The sequence below is a fragment of the Lentzea albida genome, from assembly GCF_900111005.1.
Taxonomy (GTDB): domain Bacteria; phylum Actinomycetota; class Actinomycetes; order Mycobacteriales; family Pseudonocardiaceae; genus Lentzea; species Lentzea albida.
On the sequence record NZ_FOFV01000003.1, the window covers coordinates 303,569 to 320,326 of the forward strand.

Annotated in this window: 9 protein-coding genes; 1 reads left to right on the plus strand and 8 read right to left on the minus strand. The window is 71.8% G+C overall.

Features of this window, described 5'->3' with window-relative positions; genetic code table 11:
- Position 1 precedes the first annotated feature (1 nt).
- The 8 genes from BMY74_RS10470 to BMY74_RS10505 form a co-directional block, all read right to left on the minus strand.
- On the minus strand, positions 2–970 hold the full coding sequence (locus BMY74_RS10470; RefSeq protein WP_089914261.1) for an AAA family ATPase: 969 nt from the start codon (positions 968–970) through the stop codon (positions 2–4).
- Positions 971–984: 14 nt separating this feature from the next.
- Entirely contained in the window at positions 985–7,152 is a 6,168-nt protein-coding gene (locus BMY74_RS10475) for an Ig-like domain-containing protein (protein ID WP_089913458.1), read from the minus strand.
- 25 nt (positions 7,153–7,177) lie between these two features.
- A complete protein-coding gene (locus BMY74_RS10480) occupies positions 7,178–8,737 on the minus strand; it encodes a serine/threonine-protein kinase (RefSeq protein WP_089913462.1) in 1,560 nt (519 codons plus the stop codon).
- Entirely contained in the window at positions 8,734–9,984 is a 1,251-nt protein-coding gene (locus tag BMY74_RS46635; protein ID WP_089913465.1) for an FHA domain-containing protein, read from the minus strand. Before BMY74_RS46635 ends, BMY74_RS10480 begins: the two co-directional genes overlap by 4 nt.
- Complete coding sequence (locus BMY74_RS10490) at positions 9,981–10,772, minus strand: PP2C family protein-serine/threonine phosphatase (RefSeq protein ID WP_245786020.1); 792 nt, start codon at positions 10,770–10,772, stop codon at positions 9,981–9,983. Before BMY74_RS10490 ends, BMY74_RS46635 begins: the two co-directional genes overlap by 4 nt.
- A gap of 261 nt (positions 10,773–11,033) precedes the next feature.
- The gene (locus BMY74_RS10495; protein WP_089913471.1) at positions 11,034–12,971 is read right to left on the minus strand and encodes a tachylectin-related carbohydrate-binding protein; all 1,938 of its coding nucleotides are present in this window, start codon (positions 12,969–12,971) and stop codon (positions 11,034–11,036) included.
- Between the two features lie 47 nt (positions 12,972–13,018).
- On the minus strand, positions 13,019–13,888 hold the full coding sequence (locus BMY74_RS10500; RefSeq protein WP_143091522.1) for a tachylectin-related carbohydrate-binding protein: 870 nt from the start codon (positions 13,886–13,888) through the stop codon (positions 13,019–13,021).
- Positions 13,889–13,967: 79 nt separating this feature from the next.
- On the minus strand, positions 13,968–14,963 hold the full coding sequence (locus tag BMY74_RS10505) for a PP2C family protein-serine/threonine phosphatase (protein ID WP_245786021.1): 996 nt from the start codon (positions 14,961–14,963) through the stop codon (positions 13,968–13,970).
- Positions 14,964–15,324: 361 nt separating this feature from the next.
- On the opposite strand from BMY74_RS10505, the gene BMY74_RS10510 reads away from it, so the two are divergent.
- Complete coding sequence (locus BMY74_RS10510; protein ID WP_089913474.1) at positions 15,325–16,758, plus strand: WGR domain-containing protein; 1,434 nt, start codon at positions 15,325–15,327, stop codon at positions 16,756–16,758.

The window sequence follows — 16,758 nt, forward strand, 5'->3', positions numbered from 1 at the left end:
CTCAGACACCCCGCCGGACAGGCGGTTCGACGTCCGCGAACAGCGAGTCGACCACCTTCTCCACGGTGGCACCGTCGAACTGCGCCTCCGGGTGCAGCAGGATCCGGTGCCCCAGCACGGGATGCGCGAGCTCCTGGACGTCGTCCGGCACGACGTGGGCCCGCCCCTGCGCCAACGCCCACGTCTTCACACACCGCACGTAGGCGAGGCACCCGCGCACCGAAACCCCGAGCCGCACGGCGGGATGCGACCGCGACGCCTCCGCGATCCGGCTGACGTAGGAGAGCACGGCCGGGTCGACGTGCACCTGGTCCGCCAGCGCGGTCAGCTGCGACACGGCGTTCGCCGCGATGGCCGCAGGCACCGTCGCCGACCGGTCCCGCGTGGCCGCGTCCGCCAGCAACGCCACGGTCGCGTTGTGGTCCGGGTACCCGATGCTGGTCTTCATCAGGAACCTGTCGAGCTGCGCCTCCGGCAACCGGTACGTGCCGGCCTGCTCGATGGGGTTCTGCGTGGCGATCACCATGAACGGCGACCCGACCGGGTGCGTCTCGCCGTCGACGGTGATCCGCCCCTCCTCCATCACCTCCAGCAGAGCGGACTGCGTCTTCGGCGACGCGCGGTTGATCTCGTCCGCGAGCACGATCGACCCGAAGATCGGCCCGGGGTGGAACCGGAACACCCCGCGCTGCTGGTCGTAGATCTGCACGCCGGTGACGTCCGAGGGCAGCAGGTCCGGGGTGAACTGGATGCGGGTTCCCTTGCCCTGCACGGTGTTCGCGAGGGCCTTGGCGAGCGAGGTCTTGCCGGTGCCGGGGTAGTCCTCCAGCAGGAGGTGGCCGTCGGAGAGCAGGCAGGTGAGGGCCAGGCGGATCACGTTCTCCTTGCCGGAGATGGCGCGGGAGATGTTCAGCACCATCTGCTCGAAGGTCTGCGCGAACAGCTGGGCCTGTTGAGGCGTAACGGACATGCTCATCTCCTCCACTACCAAACCATTGATCCGCGGACACCACCGCAGGTGACATAGACCTGTTCTCGCGGATATCCGTAGTAGTTCCTCGTTTGCCTGGTCTCGTTCGGACCGAAGTTCTCGTTCACGAAGCCGACCGGGCCGTGGTCGCTGTCGAAGGTGCAGGTCACGTTGCCGGAGAAGTTGGCCGTCCGAACAACGATGTAGGCACACGCGTTCGACGTGCAGACTCCCGTGCCGTTGCACCCGCTCGTCGGGCATGCGGCGCCCTTCGAGACAGTCACCGACGGTGGTGGCGGCGGTGGCGGTGTGGTCTGCTGCTGGGACTGACTCAGTGTTGGCCTTCCCGCATCAGACACGGTCACGGTCACCGTGGTCGGAGCCGAGTAGCCAACGTCCTGGCTCCCCGACCAGCTCCACCCACCGACACCCGTGGTGAACGACTGGTTGAACCCGCGACTCGTCGTCACCTGAACGGTGGCGGGCTTGCCGTTCGGGTTCACCGACACGGAGAAGTTGACGACGGTGTTGCTGGTCGAGGTGTTCAGCACCAGGTCGCGCATCGGCCCGTACGTCGTCACCCCGGCCGAAACCGCGCTGTTGCAGGGGTTTCCGGCATACGCGCCGCCGCCGCTGCCGTTGCACGTCTGGAGGCTGATGGTCACCGGCTGGCCGTTGGGCAGGCCGTTGACGGTCTGCGTCGCGCCGGCCTGGCCGCCGGTCGGGTAGGTCCAGGTGCCGCACGAGCCGCCGGACCACGTGCACGTCACGGTGTTCGACTTGCCGTGCGAGGCGGGGGCGTCGAACCTCAGCGTCGCCTGGCCGTCGGAACCCGTAGGGGTGGCGGTGAAGCCCGTGATCGGGTCCGGGGTGGCGGTCGCCTCCATCTGGGCGGGGGCGCTGGCGGGTGAGGTGTGGCCCGCCGGTTCGGCCTCGGCGGCGGCGTTGGCGGCGACGACCGTGTAGCTGTAGATCGTGCCGTCGTTCTGGAGGCCGTCGTCCAGGCACGTCGTCGCGGTCACCTTGGTGCACACCGTTTTGGTGCCGCCGCCCGTGCGGGTAAGCGTGTACGTGGTGGGGCCTGGGCCGTTCGCACCGACCGCGCCCCACGAGACCGTGACGGCGCGGGTTTGCGCGTTCGCGGCGTTCGTGGCGGTGAAGGTCGGTGCTGCGGGAGCCTGCGGGGCGCCCGCGGACTGGCCCTGCACGGTGACGGCCGGGCCGGGGCCCTGCGAGTTGACCGCGATCACGGTGAAGATGGTCTGGGCGTTGTTGTCGAGGCCGGAGGCGGTCACGGTCGTCGCGCCGCCCGGTGCGGTCGTGCGGCCGCCGCCGGACCAGCTGATCTCGTGGCGCAGCACGGGTGTGCCCTCGTTCGGCGCCGCGGTCCAGTTGAGCTGCAACGAGCCGTCCCGCGGGGTCGACGTCGTCAGACCCGACACCGCACCGGGCACCGTGTTCGGTTGGGCACCCGCCGACGAACCGCTCGGCTTGCCCCAGCCGACGAGGTTGTGCGCGCGCACGGTGAACCTGTACTCCGTGCCGTTCGACAGGCCCGTGATCGTGCACGGCGAGGCGGCGCACGTCTGCTTGCCGCCGTTGTACTCGACCTCGTAGGAGTCGATCGGGGCGCCGTTGCCCGACGGCGAGCTCCACGACAGCTCGACGACCTTGCTCAGCACCGTGCGCCCCGGCACCGGCACGCCCGGAGCGTCCGGCACGCCGAGCACGTTCAGCCTGATCCGGCCGGTGACCTTGCGGTCGTCACGCGCGGTGTCGGCCACGTCGGTCACGACGACGTTGAAGTCGATCGCGCCGTGCGCGTCTCCGTTCGGTGTGATGCTCACGGACGAACCGGAGTTCGTGGCGCTCGCTGCCGCACCGCTGGCCTGAGTCACGGAGACGACCGAGACCTTCGGGTCACGCAACTGTGAGCGCACGTACGAGACGAGGTCGACCGTTGCCGTGTCACCGGCCTTCACGCCGTCGAGCGTCACGGGTGACACGGTGGGCGGCGGAGCGGCCGCGACCTTGACCGCGAGCTTGCCCTTGGGGCCGTCGCCGGCACCGACCTCGATCGTGCCGGTGGACCCCGGTTTCGCGCCACCCGCCGCCGTGACGGTCAGGACGCGTTCACCGGAGCCCTCCAGCGACACGCCGTCGACCTGGTCGAGCCACGTCGCGGTGTACCGGACGTCGCCGAGCTTCGAGCGGTCCGCGACCCACACGTGGCACACGGACGTGACGTCGACCTTCACCGGCAGCCCGCCCTCGACGACCGTCAGCGCGGACGCCGGGCAGCGCAGCACCGGCGTGTCCGGCCCGACCTGCACCGGCACGGTGATCAGCGCGAACCTGCCCTCCGGGTCGGTGAGCGAGGTGCCGTCGGTGACCTGGAACGTGACCGCGGCCGGTCCGGTGTAGCCGCCGCGCGCGGTCAGCACGAGCCCGGTGTCGCCCTCGTTGCGGGCCTCCAGACCGGTCGCGGGCGCGGCGGTCACCTTGTCGGTGGTCGTGAGCTTCGCCTGCTTGCCGGACGGCACGTCGACGTAGTCCTTGATCTGCACCGAGACCGAGCCGTCGGCGGGCACGGTGATCAGCTTGTCCGGGACGGCGCGGGGTGCGCCGGTTCCCTTGGACGGCACGTGGATCAGGCCCGCGGCAGTGGCGCCGGAGCTGTCCTTGACCTCGTAGACCAACGTGCGCGGGTGGTCGCCGACCGGCACGGTGGCCTTGCGGCCGGACACCTTCGCCTGGTCGTGGAAGACCTTGGTGACCTCCAACCCGTCCGCGGACCCGTCCGGGTCGGCGATCGCGCCCGCGAGATCCACCTCGACCGTGCTGTCCTCCTTCTTCACCACGGGGAACAGCTCGCCCGCGACCGGCGGGATCGCGTAGTCGTCACGGCTGCGCACCGTCAGCGTCGCGATCGACGGCTGGCCCAGCCCGTTCGTGATGCCGTAGGTGATCACCAGAGGTTTGCCGGTGAGGTCGGGCGCGGTCAGCTCGATCCGGCCGTTCGTCGCCTTCACGTCCCCCGGCAGCGACGGGTTGCGCGGGCCGAGCGGCTCGACGGTGACCGTGTCGCCGGGCGCCTGCACGTCGTTGGACAGCACGTTCACCGCGAGGCGCGCGCCGGGCGCGGCCGTCACGACGTCGTCCACGGCGACCGGCGGCTGCGGATCGCCCGGCGGCACCACGGCGACGCGCACGAGCGACTCACCGGTGCGGCCGTACGAATCCGTGACCACGAACCCGAACGTGTCGGTGCCGTTGGACGTCGGAAACGCCTCGTACGTCAGGGTCGTGCTGGCGATGCTGACGACGCGGCCGAGCGCGGGAGCGGACGCGATGCCGGTGACCGCGACCGAGTCGCCGTCCGGGTCCGCGCCGCTCGACGGCACGGTGACCGTCACCCGGTCGCCCGCGACGACCCGCACCTCGACGGGTTCGGGCGCCGGTGGCTGGTTCGGGTTCGCCGGGGTCGGCGCGGGGTTCACCGTCACGTGCGCGTGGCCGACGGCTTGGTCGCCGTCGGGATTCTGGGCCACATAGGAGATGTCCGCGACGAACGGCGCGTCGGTCTTGTCCGGCGCCACGTACCGCACGACGTCACCGGAGACGTAGGCGCTGCCGACGTCCTGGCGACCGTCCCGGGCGGTGACGGCCAGCCTGCCGTTGCCCGGCGCGCCCTGCACGTTGGACTGCAACGTGAGCGGTGCGCCGGCCGGTGAGATGTCGTTGTCCAGCACCGGGATCGTGGTCGAGTCGCCGGCACGGGCGGCGGCGCGGTCGTCCTTCGGCACCGGGGTGTCGTCGGCGGGCGGCGGGAGCTGGGTGACGGTGACCTCGCCGGTGATCGGGCCGGTCACGCCGTCCGTCACGGTGTAGCGGACGACCTGCGGGTTGCGGGCGAGGGTCGGCGCGGTGGCGTTGATCCGCAGCCACCGTCCCTTCACGACGGCCACTTCCAGTTGTCCGGCAATGCTTTCCGCGTGCTGCACGCCGAGCACAGATCCGGCCGGGCTGAAGTCGTTCGCCAGCACGTCGGTGACGACCGGCTCCTGGCTGCGCACCACGGCGTTGTCCGGCATGGCGACCGGCGGCAGTGGCGAGGCGGGAGCGGCGGCCACGTCGACGCGGATGGCGCCCTTCGCGAACGGTGCGTTGCCGAACGCGGCGGTGTAGTCGAGCGGGTACGTGCCGGGCTTGGTGGCGGTGAGCGTGACCAGGCCGGTCTTGGTGTCGGTGGTGATCGCTGCGCCGGCGATCGGCGCCACGTCCGCGGCGAGCCGCAGTTCGGCCGCGGGGTCGACGGGATCGGCGCCGGGGAGGTCGTTCTCCAGCGGGCGGATCAGGACCGGGGCGCCGACCTGCCCGCGGGCCACGTCCGGCCGTGTGACGGGAGGCAGCGCGGCGGGCGCGGCCGGATCGAGCACCTTCACGCGTTCCGCACCGGCCACGGCGTCGGCGACGCCGTCGGTGACCTTGTAGTCGATCGGCTGGTCACCGGCCTCGACCGGCGCCGCGTACTCGACGAACCCGGTGTTGGTGGTGGTCGCGACACCCGCCTTGGCGACGGCCTCGGTGAGCACCACGGGGTCGCCGTCGAAGTCGCGCCAGTCCGCGAGCACCGGCAACGTCAACCGGCCGCCCGAGGCGACGGACCACTCGTGCGGTTCGGCGCCCTTGCGCACGGCCGGCGGCTCGTTCTGCGACTCGGTGCGCACCTGGACGGTGACGGCGGCCGTGGCGTTCAGGCCCTTGCCATCGTCCACTGTGTACTTGAAGTGCGCGTCCTGCGCCTGTTCAGGCAGTGTCACCTCGACGGTCTGGCCGTCCGGCGCGATCGCGAGCCCGACGTCCTTGCGGTCGAGGTCGCTCACGGCCGTGACGGACAGGATGTTCCCGGCCGGGTCGGAGTCGTTGTCGAGCACGTGCAGCACCGTCGTGCGGCCGGGACGTGCGCCCAGGGTGTCGTCGGTGGCTTTCGGCGGCTTGTCCTTCGCCGACTCGGTGGTGTTCTCGTTCTTGTCCTTGTCGCTGGGGTTCTGCTCGGGCGGCGGCTTCACCGACTGCCAGTCGTCGACCTTGCGCTGGCTGCTCAGGTCCCAGACCGCGCCGGTCGCGACGTCGTTCAGCACGATCGCCCTGCGGTTGACCCGGAACACCGGCTGCACCAACGCCTTCGCGTCCCGCAGGTTGCCGGCCGACGCCTTCTTCCCGTCGCACGAACGGAAGTAGCCGCCCGACGCGCCGGCCCACGCGCCGTGCACGCACTCGCCGAGCCGCACCGGTTCGGCGGGGGCGCCGTCCACGCCCTCGTTCAGCGTCTCCGCGCCGTCCTCGTTGAGTTGAAAGGCCTTCATCTCGGTGTGGGACGCCACGACGACGGTGGGCGCCTCCGGTCCGGCCTGCTGCAGCACGGACTCGCGCCCGGCCTGCGCGGTGCGGCCGCCGGGGAGGAACAGCGTGCCGGACTCCGCGTCCAGCACGACGGTCTCGCCGCCCACCGCGGTGATCCTCGGCGCCTTCGGGGCGTTCGCGAGCTTGCCGTACTCGGGTTCGCCGAAACCGGACTCCGCCGGGACGACCTTGACCGTGCGGCCGTTGGCGGACGCGGCGTGCACCACGCCGTCCAGCCCGACGGCGAGCGCGGCGGTGTCGGCGGCGTCGAGGGTGGCGAGCGGCGGCGTCTCCTGGCTGAGCTGGTCGAGCGCGCTCACGCCGGCGTGCAGGTCGACGCGGAGCGCCCACACCTTGCCCGCGGCGGGGTCGAGAACGGCGAGCGTGCCGCCCGCGAGCGCGACCTGACCACCGCTCGGCAGCGCCAGCCCGCGGTCCTGGACCGTCACCGAACGGGCGACGTCCACCGGGTAGAGCTTGCCGCCCGCGCGGTCCCTCGCCACGACCGCGGCGGCGTCCTGGACCACGTCGAGCTGGTAGTTCTGCTGCGCCCCGCCGGGAGGGTTGAACGCGGCGTCGAGCGACCCGACCGGCTTGTTGAGCCTGCCGAACAGCCCGTCGCGATCGCTCGTGACCCAGACACCGCCGTCGTTGAGGTCGACCTGCCGCACCGGGTTGCCGGTGGACGTCAGCGCGTACGCCACGAGCGAGGCGGCCGCGAGGACCAGCACCGTTGCGGACGCGAGCGTGGTCCGGTGCCTCCTGAAGAATCCCACTGTTCCCCTCACCGGGTTCCGGGAGCTAGCCACAGCTCTCCTGCGACCACTCCGCGGTCGCGTTGCTGCCGTCCGCGCGGACGACCTTCACCTGCAGGCACACCGGGTTCGCGCCCTCGACCTCGATCTGGGGCTCCTTCGCGGTGCCGGTCCGCGTGGAGGTCCGCCACGAGAACGTGTCGGTCGCCTGCTGGGCCGAGTAGGTCCACGCGAACCGGACCTTGGTGCCGTCGAGGCGGGTCGCGGTGATCTCGGGCCTGCCGGGCGGGGCGCCGCCCGCGCCGGCGTTCTGGTCCGGGACGTCGTCGGTGATGGTCGTGGTGACCGGGCCGGTGGGCTTGTCCTCGCCGGACAACAGGAAGAAGCCCACGCCGACGATCGCTGCCGTGGCGGCGGCACCGACGACGTAGAGGGGCCAGAGGGACCGCGTGGAGGGCTTGGACGGCCGGATACCGTTGTCCGGTAGCGGTTTTCGCAGCTGCGTCTGCGGCGCGTCGACGGTCAGCGGGCGTGGCGGCTCGGGCGGGCGGGCCGTGGTGTGCGGCACCGGCCGGGCCTGCGGCAGTTGCAGCGGTGGCGGTGCGACGGCTCGTGCTGTCGTGTGCGGCGCCGGCTTCACCTCCTGCGGCACGAACACCGGCTGCATCCGCTGCCGGGTCGGCGGTGCCAGTGGCGCCTCCGGTGCCACGAAGGACGCGGCGGCCACCGGCTCGTCCGGCTCGGGGGCGGGCATCAGCACCAGTTCGGTCTCGCCGAACCGCTGCGCCTTCTGGATCCGCTGCAACCCGACGGCGAACTCGCGCACCGACCCCGGCCGTGCCGCCGGGTTCTTCGCCATCGCGCGTGCCAGCAGGCGTTGCAGGTCGGCGGGCGCGGCGAGGCCGGTCGGCAGCCAGCCGGACACGATCCGCTGCTCGATCGCGGCGAGCGAGTTGTCGGTGCCGCGCGGCATGAACGGCGAGTGGCCCACCAGGAGGTGCCACAGGGTCGCGCCCAGCGAGAACACCTCCGCGGGCACGCCGCCCTGCTCCACCGCCGACCTGTCGAGCAGTTCGGGCGCCGACCACGGCACGGACAGGATCACCTGGCCGTCCTCGTCCTGCTCTGCGAAGCGACCGGCGATGCCGAAGTCAGTGAGGCACGGTTTGCCGTACTCGTTCATGAGGATGTTCGCGGGCTTGATGTCGCGGTGCAGGATCCGGCGCTCGTGCGCGGTCTCGATGGCGCCGGCGACCTGCACACCGATGTCGAGAACCTCTTTGACGGACAACGGGGTGCGGCCGGAGAGCTTCGCGAGGTCGCCACCGGGGCAGTACTCCATCACCAGGTACGGGCGGCCGTCGGCGGCGGTGTCCGTGTCGTAGACGGTGACGACGTTGCGGTGGTTGCCGAGCTCCGCCATCGACTCGCCCTCGGCGATGAACCGCTCCCGCACCGCGTCGGACAGGCCGGTCGCCTTGGGCACCTTCACGGCGACGTCGCGCTTGAGCTTGCGGTGGTAGTAGCGGTGCACCATGGCGAAACCGCCGCCGCCGATGTCGCCGCGGTACTCGAAGTGCGGGATCTCCGGTGGCTTCTCCGTCATCCGTTCACCTCGAAGGTGAACGAGAACTGGTCGCCGAGCACCACGCGCGTGCCGGGGTAGAGGAACTCCTCGATGTGCGCGGCGAGCTTCTGCGGCGGGCAGCCCGGGCGGGCGACGGAGGTGCCGTTCATCGAACCGAGGTCGCGCACCAGCACGTCCCAGCCCTCCAGCCGCACTTCGACGTGCGTGCGCGAGATCTCGGTGTCGTTCTCCCGGCCGACCTGCACGAGGTTGACGCCCCTGCGGTCACCGCTGGGGTCGCGGCCCATGACGACGTTGCGGTCGAGGGTGATCGTGTCTCCGTTGGACAGCCGCAGCAGGCCGAGCACCGGCATCGGCAGCATGGCGGCGTCCTGCTCGGGCAGCGGCACCTCGCACACGCGGCAGTGCACGGCGTAGTCCGAGCTGAGGTGACCCGCCGGGCACTTCTTGGCCCGCACCAGCTGCGGACCGCTGGTGCTGCCGGGGTGCAGCATGCGCGTTTCGTTGGGGGACAGGACGTTCGTCCGCAGCACCGTGTCGGTGACCGGCTCGGCCTGTACGACGGCGACCGGTTCGGGGCGAGGAGCGGCGGGTGCCGGGGGCGCCCAGTCGAGGGACTGGATGACGCCGGTGATCTGGGTGGGCTGCGGTGCGGGCTGTGGCGCGGACGGGATGGGCAGGGGCTGCGGCACGGCGGACAGGTGGGGTGCGGGCTGGAGCGGTGGTGCGGGCTGGGGTGGGGGTGCGGTGGGAACCTGCGGTGCGGTCCGCGGCTCGTCCCGCACGACCGTCAGCTCCACCGCTTCCTCCTGTCCCGCAAAGTTTTCCTGCGGCACGTCCGACAGCGACACCGCCAGCTCGCCCGCGAGCACCACCCCGCCGCGCACCGGCAGGGCAGGCCCGGCCGCACCCGTCGCGATGCGCATCCGTGCCACGTCACCGAGGTTGCGGTCGACCCACGTGCCGACGCCCGCCGCGTTGATCTCGTCGACCGCACCGGAGGCGTCGGCGAACTGCAGCCGTGCCGCGCCCCGCACCACCGCGCGCTCCTCGCCGGGTGCCAGCCGGACGAGCGCGAACCCGCTGACCGCGCGGAACCCCTCGTGGACGATCTCGGCCAGCACCTCGTCGAGGGGCTCGTCGGTCCGCACGAGGTCCCAGCAGCGGCGCACCAGACCGGACTCGGGCGCCACGGCCAGCAGGAGCCACGTCCGCTCCCCCACCACCGCGACCCACGTGCCCGGCACGTACTCGACGGCGCTCATCGCGGGCTCCGCGGCGCCGTGTCACAGCTGGCGTCCGCGACGACGGCGTAGTCGGCCACGAGGGCCGTCACGTTGTCGCGCGCACCCGCGGCGAGGGCCCGGTCGACCAGGGCGGCGGCCGCCTCGCGTGCGTCGGGGTGGGAGCGGAGCACCTCGTCGATCTCGGTGTCCGCGACCTCGTTGCTCAGGCCGTCGGTGCAGATCACGAACCGTTCCCCGGCACGCGGCGGGAACAGCCACAGGTCCGGGTCGGACATGCCGGCCCTGCCCAGCACGCGGGTGACGACGTGGCGGCGCGGGTAGGTCCTGACCTCGTCGGCCGTCAGCAGGCCCGCCGCGACGAGTTCCTGCGCCTCGGAGTGGTCGACGGTGAGCTGCGTCAGCACCGTGCCGTCGAACCGGTAGACGCGCGAGTCGCCGACGTTGAACACGACCCAGTGCGGCCGTTCGGAGACGGTGACGAGCGCGATGCCCGCGACCGTCGTCATGCCGGCGTGCCCGGCCTCCTCGAGGGACCGGCCCGCGGCGGCGAGCGTCGCGCGGACGTCCTCCGGGCCCGCCGCGGGAAGCCGGTCGAGCTCGTGCAGCCGCTCGACGAGCAACGCGCTGGCGACCTCGCCCGCCGCGTGCCCGCCCACCCCGTCGGCCACCGCGAAGACGCGCCTGCCCGCGATCGCGTTGTCCTCGTTGACGTCCCGCACCACGCCGGGATGCGTGGTGACACCGGTCCTGATCTCGCCCATCGTGCTCCCCCGCACCTCCTCCGCTGCGCCGTTCGGACGTCTCATCGCTCACACCGCGCCGAGCGTTAGGCGGAAAAGGCGACAAAAACTGGCCACGGCGAAACGGAAACGTTCGGGCTTCGCGCAACGATGGAGAAGGCCTTCCAGCGCGCTCCTGATCAGGCAATTCACCCGAAAGAGCTACATAGGAATGGTGAATCGGCGATGCTCAGAACCGCCGCGGAAGAAATGCGGCAACGCTTTTTCGGGCAAAGGGAAACGCCCCGGCACCTCGTCGAGGTGCCGGGGCGTCGCGGTGCCGAACGGTCAGCTGATGCGGCCGCCGGTGAACTGCAGCGGTGCCGCCGGGTCGCCGGGCACCGAGGCACGCCAGTGGTGGATCTGGTCGCCGCGCCGCTCGGTGAGCACGACGTCACCCGACCTCGTCAGGCCGAGGCTCGGCGCGTCGAGGAAGACGTGTTCCAGGTCCGGTGCGACCGCCGCCCACGGGTGGAACCCGCGGGCGCCGGACACCGTCGACGTCGTCACGAGCGGCCGGCGGAAGTCGCCGATCACCGTCACGGCCACCGAGCCATTCGGCAACACCCGGGCGAACGGCGGCACGCCCTCCGTGCCCGCCGGGATCTCACCGCCGACGAGCTCCCAGTTCTCCTCGAAGCCCGACCGGTCCGCCTTCTCGCGGAGCAGGCCGATCTCCTGCTTCCCGTTCGACATGTGGTGCCCGACGACGATGATCCCGCCCTGCCCGTCACCGGTCAGCGAGACCCTGCCACCGCCGTTCAGCGTGCCCTTGCGCACGGGCGGGCTGCCGGGCGTGTGCCGGAACCACTCCGCCAGGCCGGAGGTGAAGAGGACGATCGTCGTCTCGTCGCCGTCGCTGACCACCTCTGGTGCACCGAAGTACTTGGTGTGCCTGTCGCCGAACTGGCGCCAGGCGAGGAACTCGCCACCGGGCAACTGCTCGGTGTAGTAGACGAGCTGACGTTGTGACGGGCCGTACGGCCCAAGGGAACCCATGGCGTACACCGCCAGCGTGCCGTCCGACCTCCGCACGGCGGCGGGGGTCCACTCCATCCGGCCGCCCAGGGACAGCGGTGCCTGCCACTGGCCGTCCCTGAGCGTGAACAGCTCGACGTCGCCCGTCCCGAACTCGGTGGCGCCGATCATCGCGGTGCCGGCCTCGTCGTCGAGCACCGGGCCCGAGACGCCGCTGTACCTGCCCGCGACGACACGGGTCCCCCACTGCGGTCCCGTCGAGTGGGTGTCGATGATCTCGTTGTCGAAGTTCGTGTCCACCAGGTGCGTGCCGCCCGACGCGGGCGTGACGACCACGGGCGGCACGCTGTTCTCGTCGGTGACGCGCACCCAGGTCGGCGGCTCGCTCAGGTCCGCCACCGAGCAGCCGTTCGTGGTCGCGGTGATGTCGACGTCGGTGCCCCAGTCGGTGCCGATCACCGAACCGCTCCCGGACTGCCACGCCCCGTTGTCGACGTACTCCTCGAACCGGTTCCACAGCAGTTCCCCGGTGCCGGGACGCACCGCGTAGTAGACGTCGCCGCCCGCGGAGAACAGCCTGCTGTGGTTCGTCCAGCCCGCCGCGCCCAGGTCGTGGACGATGAACCGCCCGGTGTCGCGGTGGTAGCGGAACCGGTGCAGCACCCCGGAGGCGTCGCGCGCCTGCAGGCCACCGCTGCCGCTCGCGGTGATCTGGTCGAACCGGCTCCAGCCCACGTCGAGCACGCGGCCGCTGTCCGGCGCCCACGCGCCGGCGCCGTGGTCGAACGACCACCACCGCACCCGGTCGCCTTCGAGCGTGTAGATCGAGCCGTCGGCGTCCGCGGTGATCTTGCCGCGGTTCGCCGCCTGCACGTAGGCCTGCCAGCCCGAGCCGATCGCCTGGAACTGGCCCCCGCCGGGCATGATGTCCCAGCCGCCGCCGTTGTACCGCAGCCGGCGCAGCTCACCGCCGGTCGTGATGTTGAACAGCCAGCCGTCGGGGCCGGCGAACGTCTTGCCGCCCCAGCCCGAGCCGACCTGCTGGGCGCCCGCCCAGCTGAACTCACCGCCGGACGGGCTCGCGTGCCGGTAGAGCCACAGGTCGCCGTCCGCCTGCATCGTGAAGATGTTCGCGGTGGCCGCGCACTCCGCGGCGGACGCCGTGCCCACGGTGACGGCCGTGGTGACCGTCACCGCGCCCGCGGCGAGCGCCGCGGACAGCACGAGAGATCTCAGCTTCTTCTTCATCGATCGTTCCCCCAGTCGGTCTGTCACTGTCGTGGTGCGGCCGTCACCTAGCTCCCGGCCGGGCCGGGGAGCGTGATCGAGCAGTCGTTCGTGGTCGCCGTGACGTCGATGTCGGTGCCCCAGCCCGAGCCGATCGTGGAACCGAGGACGCTCTGCCAGCCGGGGTCGTCGGTGAACCGGTTCCAGCGCAGTTCGCCGTTGTCGGGCCGCACCGAGTAGTAGAGGTCGCCACCGGGCGAGAAGAGGTTGCCGTAGCGTTCCCAGCCGGCCTCGGGGACGACGTCGCGCACGAGGAACTGCTCGGTCTCGGCGTGGTAGCGGTAGCGGTGCAGGGCGTGGGCCGGGTCCTGCGCCTGCAGGCCGCCCTTGCCGCTCGCGGCGATCAGGTCGAAGTCGCCCCAGCCGGTGTCGAGCACGCGGCCGCTGCCGGGAGCCCACGCGCCGGCCTGCTCGTCGTAGCGCCACCACCGCAGCTGGTCGCCTTCGAGCGTGTAGATCGAGCCGTCGGCGTCCACGGTGATCTTGCCGCGGTTCGCCGCCTGGACGTAGGCCTGCCAGCCCCACCCGATGGTCTGGTACTGGCCGCCGCCGGGGTAGGTGTCCCAGCCTGTGCCGTTGTACCGCAGCCGGCGCAGCTCACCGCCCGTGGTGATGTTGTAGACGCGGCCGTCGGGGCCGGCGAACGTCTTGCCGCCCCAGCCCGAGCCGATCTGCTTCGCGCCTGCCCACTCGAACCCGCCGGTCGCGGGCGCCGAGTGCTCGTAGAGCCACAGGTCGCCGTCGGCCTGCATGGTGAAGATGTGCGCCACCGGCCCGCAGGTGGGTTCGGCGGCGGCCGCCGCGCCGGTGGTCACGACCGACGCGGTCGCGGCGATCCCGGCCACGGCCAGGCACAACGATCTCAGCTTCTTTCTCAAGGCGAGTTCTCCCAGAGGCGTCCCAGTTCGTCGCCGGGGAGCTTACGTCGCGAGACCGACAATTCCGACAGGCTTGTGATCAGGACGTTCCGCCGCTGTGGCGGATGGCGACCAGCGCGATGTCGTCGGTCGCCTGCTGGTCGCCGACCAACGTTGCCATGATGCGGCTGCAGGCCGCCTCCGCCTCCATCGGGCCGACGGCGCCGCGCAGCCGTTCCAGGCCGGCGTCCAGGTCCTGGCCCCGGCGCTCGACCAGACCGTCCGTGTACAGCACGACGAGGCTGCCCGGCGGCACGTCGACGCTGACGCTGCGACGACCGGTGGTGCCGAGGTCGAACCCGACGGGCGGCCCGACGGGGGCGCCCGCGAACCGGGCGGGCTCCCCCGGCACGGCGACGACCGGCTGCAGGTGCCCCGCCACGGCGAGGCTCATGCGGTGGGTCGTCGTGTCGATGATCGCGTAGGCCACTGTGGCCATGGTGTTGTGCTCGAAGTAGCTGGCCTTGCGGTCGAGCTTGCCCAGCACCTGCGCGGGGTCGAGGTACTCCAGGGCGTAGGCGCGCAACGCGCTCCTCAACCGTCCCATCACGACGGCGGCGCGCAGGCCGCTGCCGACGACGTCGCCGATCACCACGCCGATGCGGTCGCCGGGCAGTGCGAACACGTCGTACCAGTCGCCGCCGACGCCGCTCTCCGCGCCGGGGACGTACCGGGCCGCCAGCTCCCAGCCGTCGGCGCTCGGCAGGCTCGACGGCAGCAGACTCTCCTGCAGCATCGCGGCGGCGGCGCGCTCGGACCGCGTCCTGTCCACGTAGACCGCGAAGGCCAGGCGGTCGGCGACGACCTGCAGCGCCTCGACCTCCTCGTCGGTGAAGCGGCGGGCCGTGGTGCTGCCGACGTGCAGGACGCCGATCAGCTCGCCTTCAGCGATCACCGGCACGCCCAGCAGCACGCGCAGCCCGTGCTCCCACAACAGCGGGTTGACCACAGTGGACTCGTCGACGTGCTCGACCTGCACGGCCTGCCTGCGCTGGGCGACGCTGCCCGCGAAGCCCTTGCCGACGGGCACCCGCACGCCCCTGGAAGACCTCCTCGTCGAGCCCGGAGCTCGCGCGCGCCACGAGCCTCTCGCCACCGCGGTCGACCAGCAGGACGGTGACGGTGTCGACCGCGAAGAGGGCGCGGGAGCGCTCCAGCAGGACCTCGAGCACCTTGTCGAGGTCGAGCTCCTTGAGCGCCGGGTCCGTGATGGCGTCGAGGACGCGCATGCGGATCGACGGCCTCTCCGCCTCGGTCATCACACCTCCGTCCCGCCGGTCCAGCTTTCCACGAGCGGGCGCGCAGCGCGTCCGCCGGGTCCCTGACCACACGCGACGGGAATTGTCGGACCCGCTTGCTACGGTCCGATCCAGCTGATCAACACGAGGGGGAAGACCGTGGCCGCTGCCACCACGTACCTGGAGCTGTCCGAGTCCGCCGGGAGTGCGCACAAGTTCTACGAGGTGGTCGTCGACGGCACGACGGTGAGCATCACGTTCGGCCGCATCGGTGAGCGGGGCTCCACGCGCACGTCGACGTTCGCCGACGAGGCGAAGGCCGTGAGCGCCGCCGAGAAGAAGATCGGCGAGAAGGTGCGCAAGGGCTACGCGCCGGCGGTCAAGGGGCAGCGGCAGCGGCGGGCGATCACTCGGCGCGAGATCACGAGCGTGCGGTCGAGCGCCCGGCAGGCTCCCGTGCTGTGGCGGTTCGCCTCGGGGGCGCCCGCGTTCGGCATCTTCATCGGCGAGGACGAGGCCTGGGTCGGCAACGAGAACGGCGACGTCTTCACGCTCGCCCACGACGGCCGGGTCACGGGCCGCTACGGCCTGCCGGACGGCGTGAAGTGCATCGTGGCCGACGACTTCTGGATCTACGCGGGCTGTGACGACGGCCGCGTGTACGACCTGGGCGGCAAGGTCCCGCGCGTCGCGTACGAGATCGCCACCGACGTCGACATCTACTGGCTCGACATCGACGACGGCGTGCTCGGCGTGTCCGACCGGCAGGGCGGCATCACGATCGTCGACCACGAGGACGAGTTCCAGTGGTCGCGCCGCAGCAGGGGCGACAGCGCGTGGATGGTGCGGTGCGCGCCGGAAGGCGTGTTCCACGGGCACTCCGACGGCGTCACGCACTACGCGGCGCGCAGCGGCGATCCCGTCTGGCACGCCGAGACCGTCGGCGCGGTGCTGTTCGGCTGGCAGGAGCCCGCCGAGGTGTTCGCGGGCACGAGCCGCGGGTACGTGCACCGGCTGGCGCGCGCGACCGGCGCGGAGACGGGCCGCTACCGCTGCGACGCGGCGGTGTTCTCGTGCGCCACCTCACCGGGCGGCGACTACGTCTTCGCGGGCGACAACCACTCGTCCGTCTACTGCTTCGCCGCCGACGGCACCCGCCTGTGGAAGCTCGGCACCGGCTGCGGTTCCGCGTTCTCCATGCAGTACCGCGACGAGCGCCTCTACATCGTCACCACGGACGGCTCGCTGGCGTGCATCGACGCGAGCCCGGCCGCCATCCACGCGGCCGAGCAGGGCGACCTGCCGCAGCGCAGCGACATCAAGGCCGACCACTGGCAGCGCGTCGAGGCGACCACCGAGGTGGAGACCGTGGTGGCGAGCGCGGTCCCGGCCGGCGGCGTCGTGGTGGAGTGCGTGCAGGAGGCGGGCCGCCTGCGCGTGCACGTCATCTCCGACGGCTACGACCGCACGCGTGCCGTCCAGTTCCCCAAGGACATCCGCGTGCCCGGCGCCCGCTACCTGGTGACGGAGATCCACACGTCGGCGAGCGGCGGCTTCTACCGCGCGAGGGGAGAGATCAAGCGCCTGCTCTGA

Coding starts and splice junctions, on each gene's coding strand:
- BMY74_RS10470 (WP_089914261.1), bottom strand. CDS start 970: ATGTCCGTTACGCCTCAACAGGCCCAGCTGTTCGCGCAGACCTTCGAG.
- BMY74_RS10480 (WP_089913462.1), bottom strand. CDS start 8,737: ATGACGGAGAAGCCACCGGAGATCCCGCACTTCGAGTACCGCGGCGAC.
- BMY74_RS46635 (WP_089913465.1), bottom strand. CDS start 9,984: ATGAGCGCCGTCGAGTACGTGCCGGGCACGTGGGTCGCGGTGGTGGGG.
- BMY74_RS10490 (WP_245786020.1), bottom strand. CDS start 10,772: ATGAGACGTCCGAACGGCGCAGCGGAGGAGGTGCGGGGGAGCACGATG.
- BMY74_RS10495 (WP_089913471.1), bottom strand. CDS start 12,971: ATGAAGAAGAAGCTGAGATCTCTCGTGCTGTCCGCGGCGCTCGCCGCG.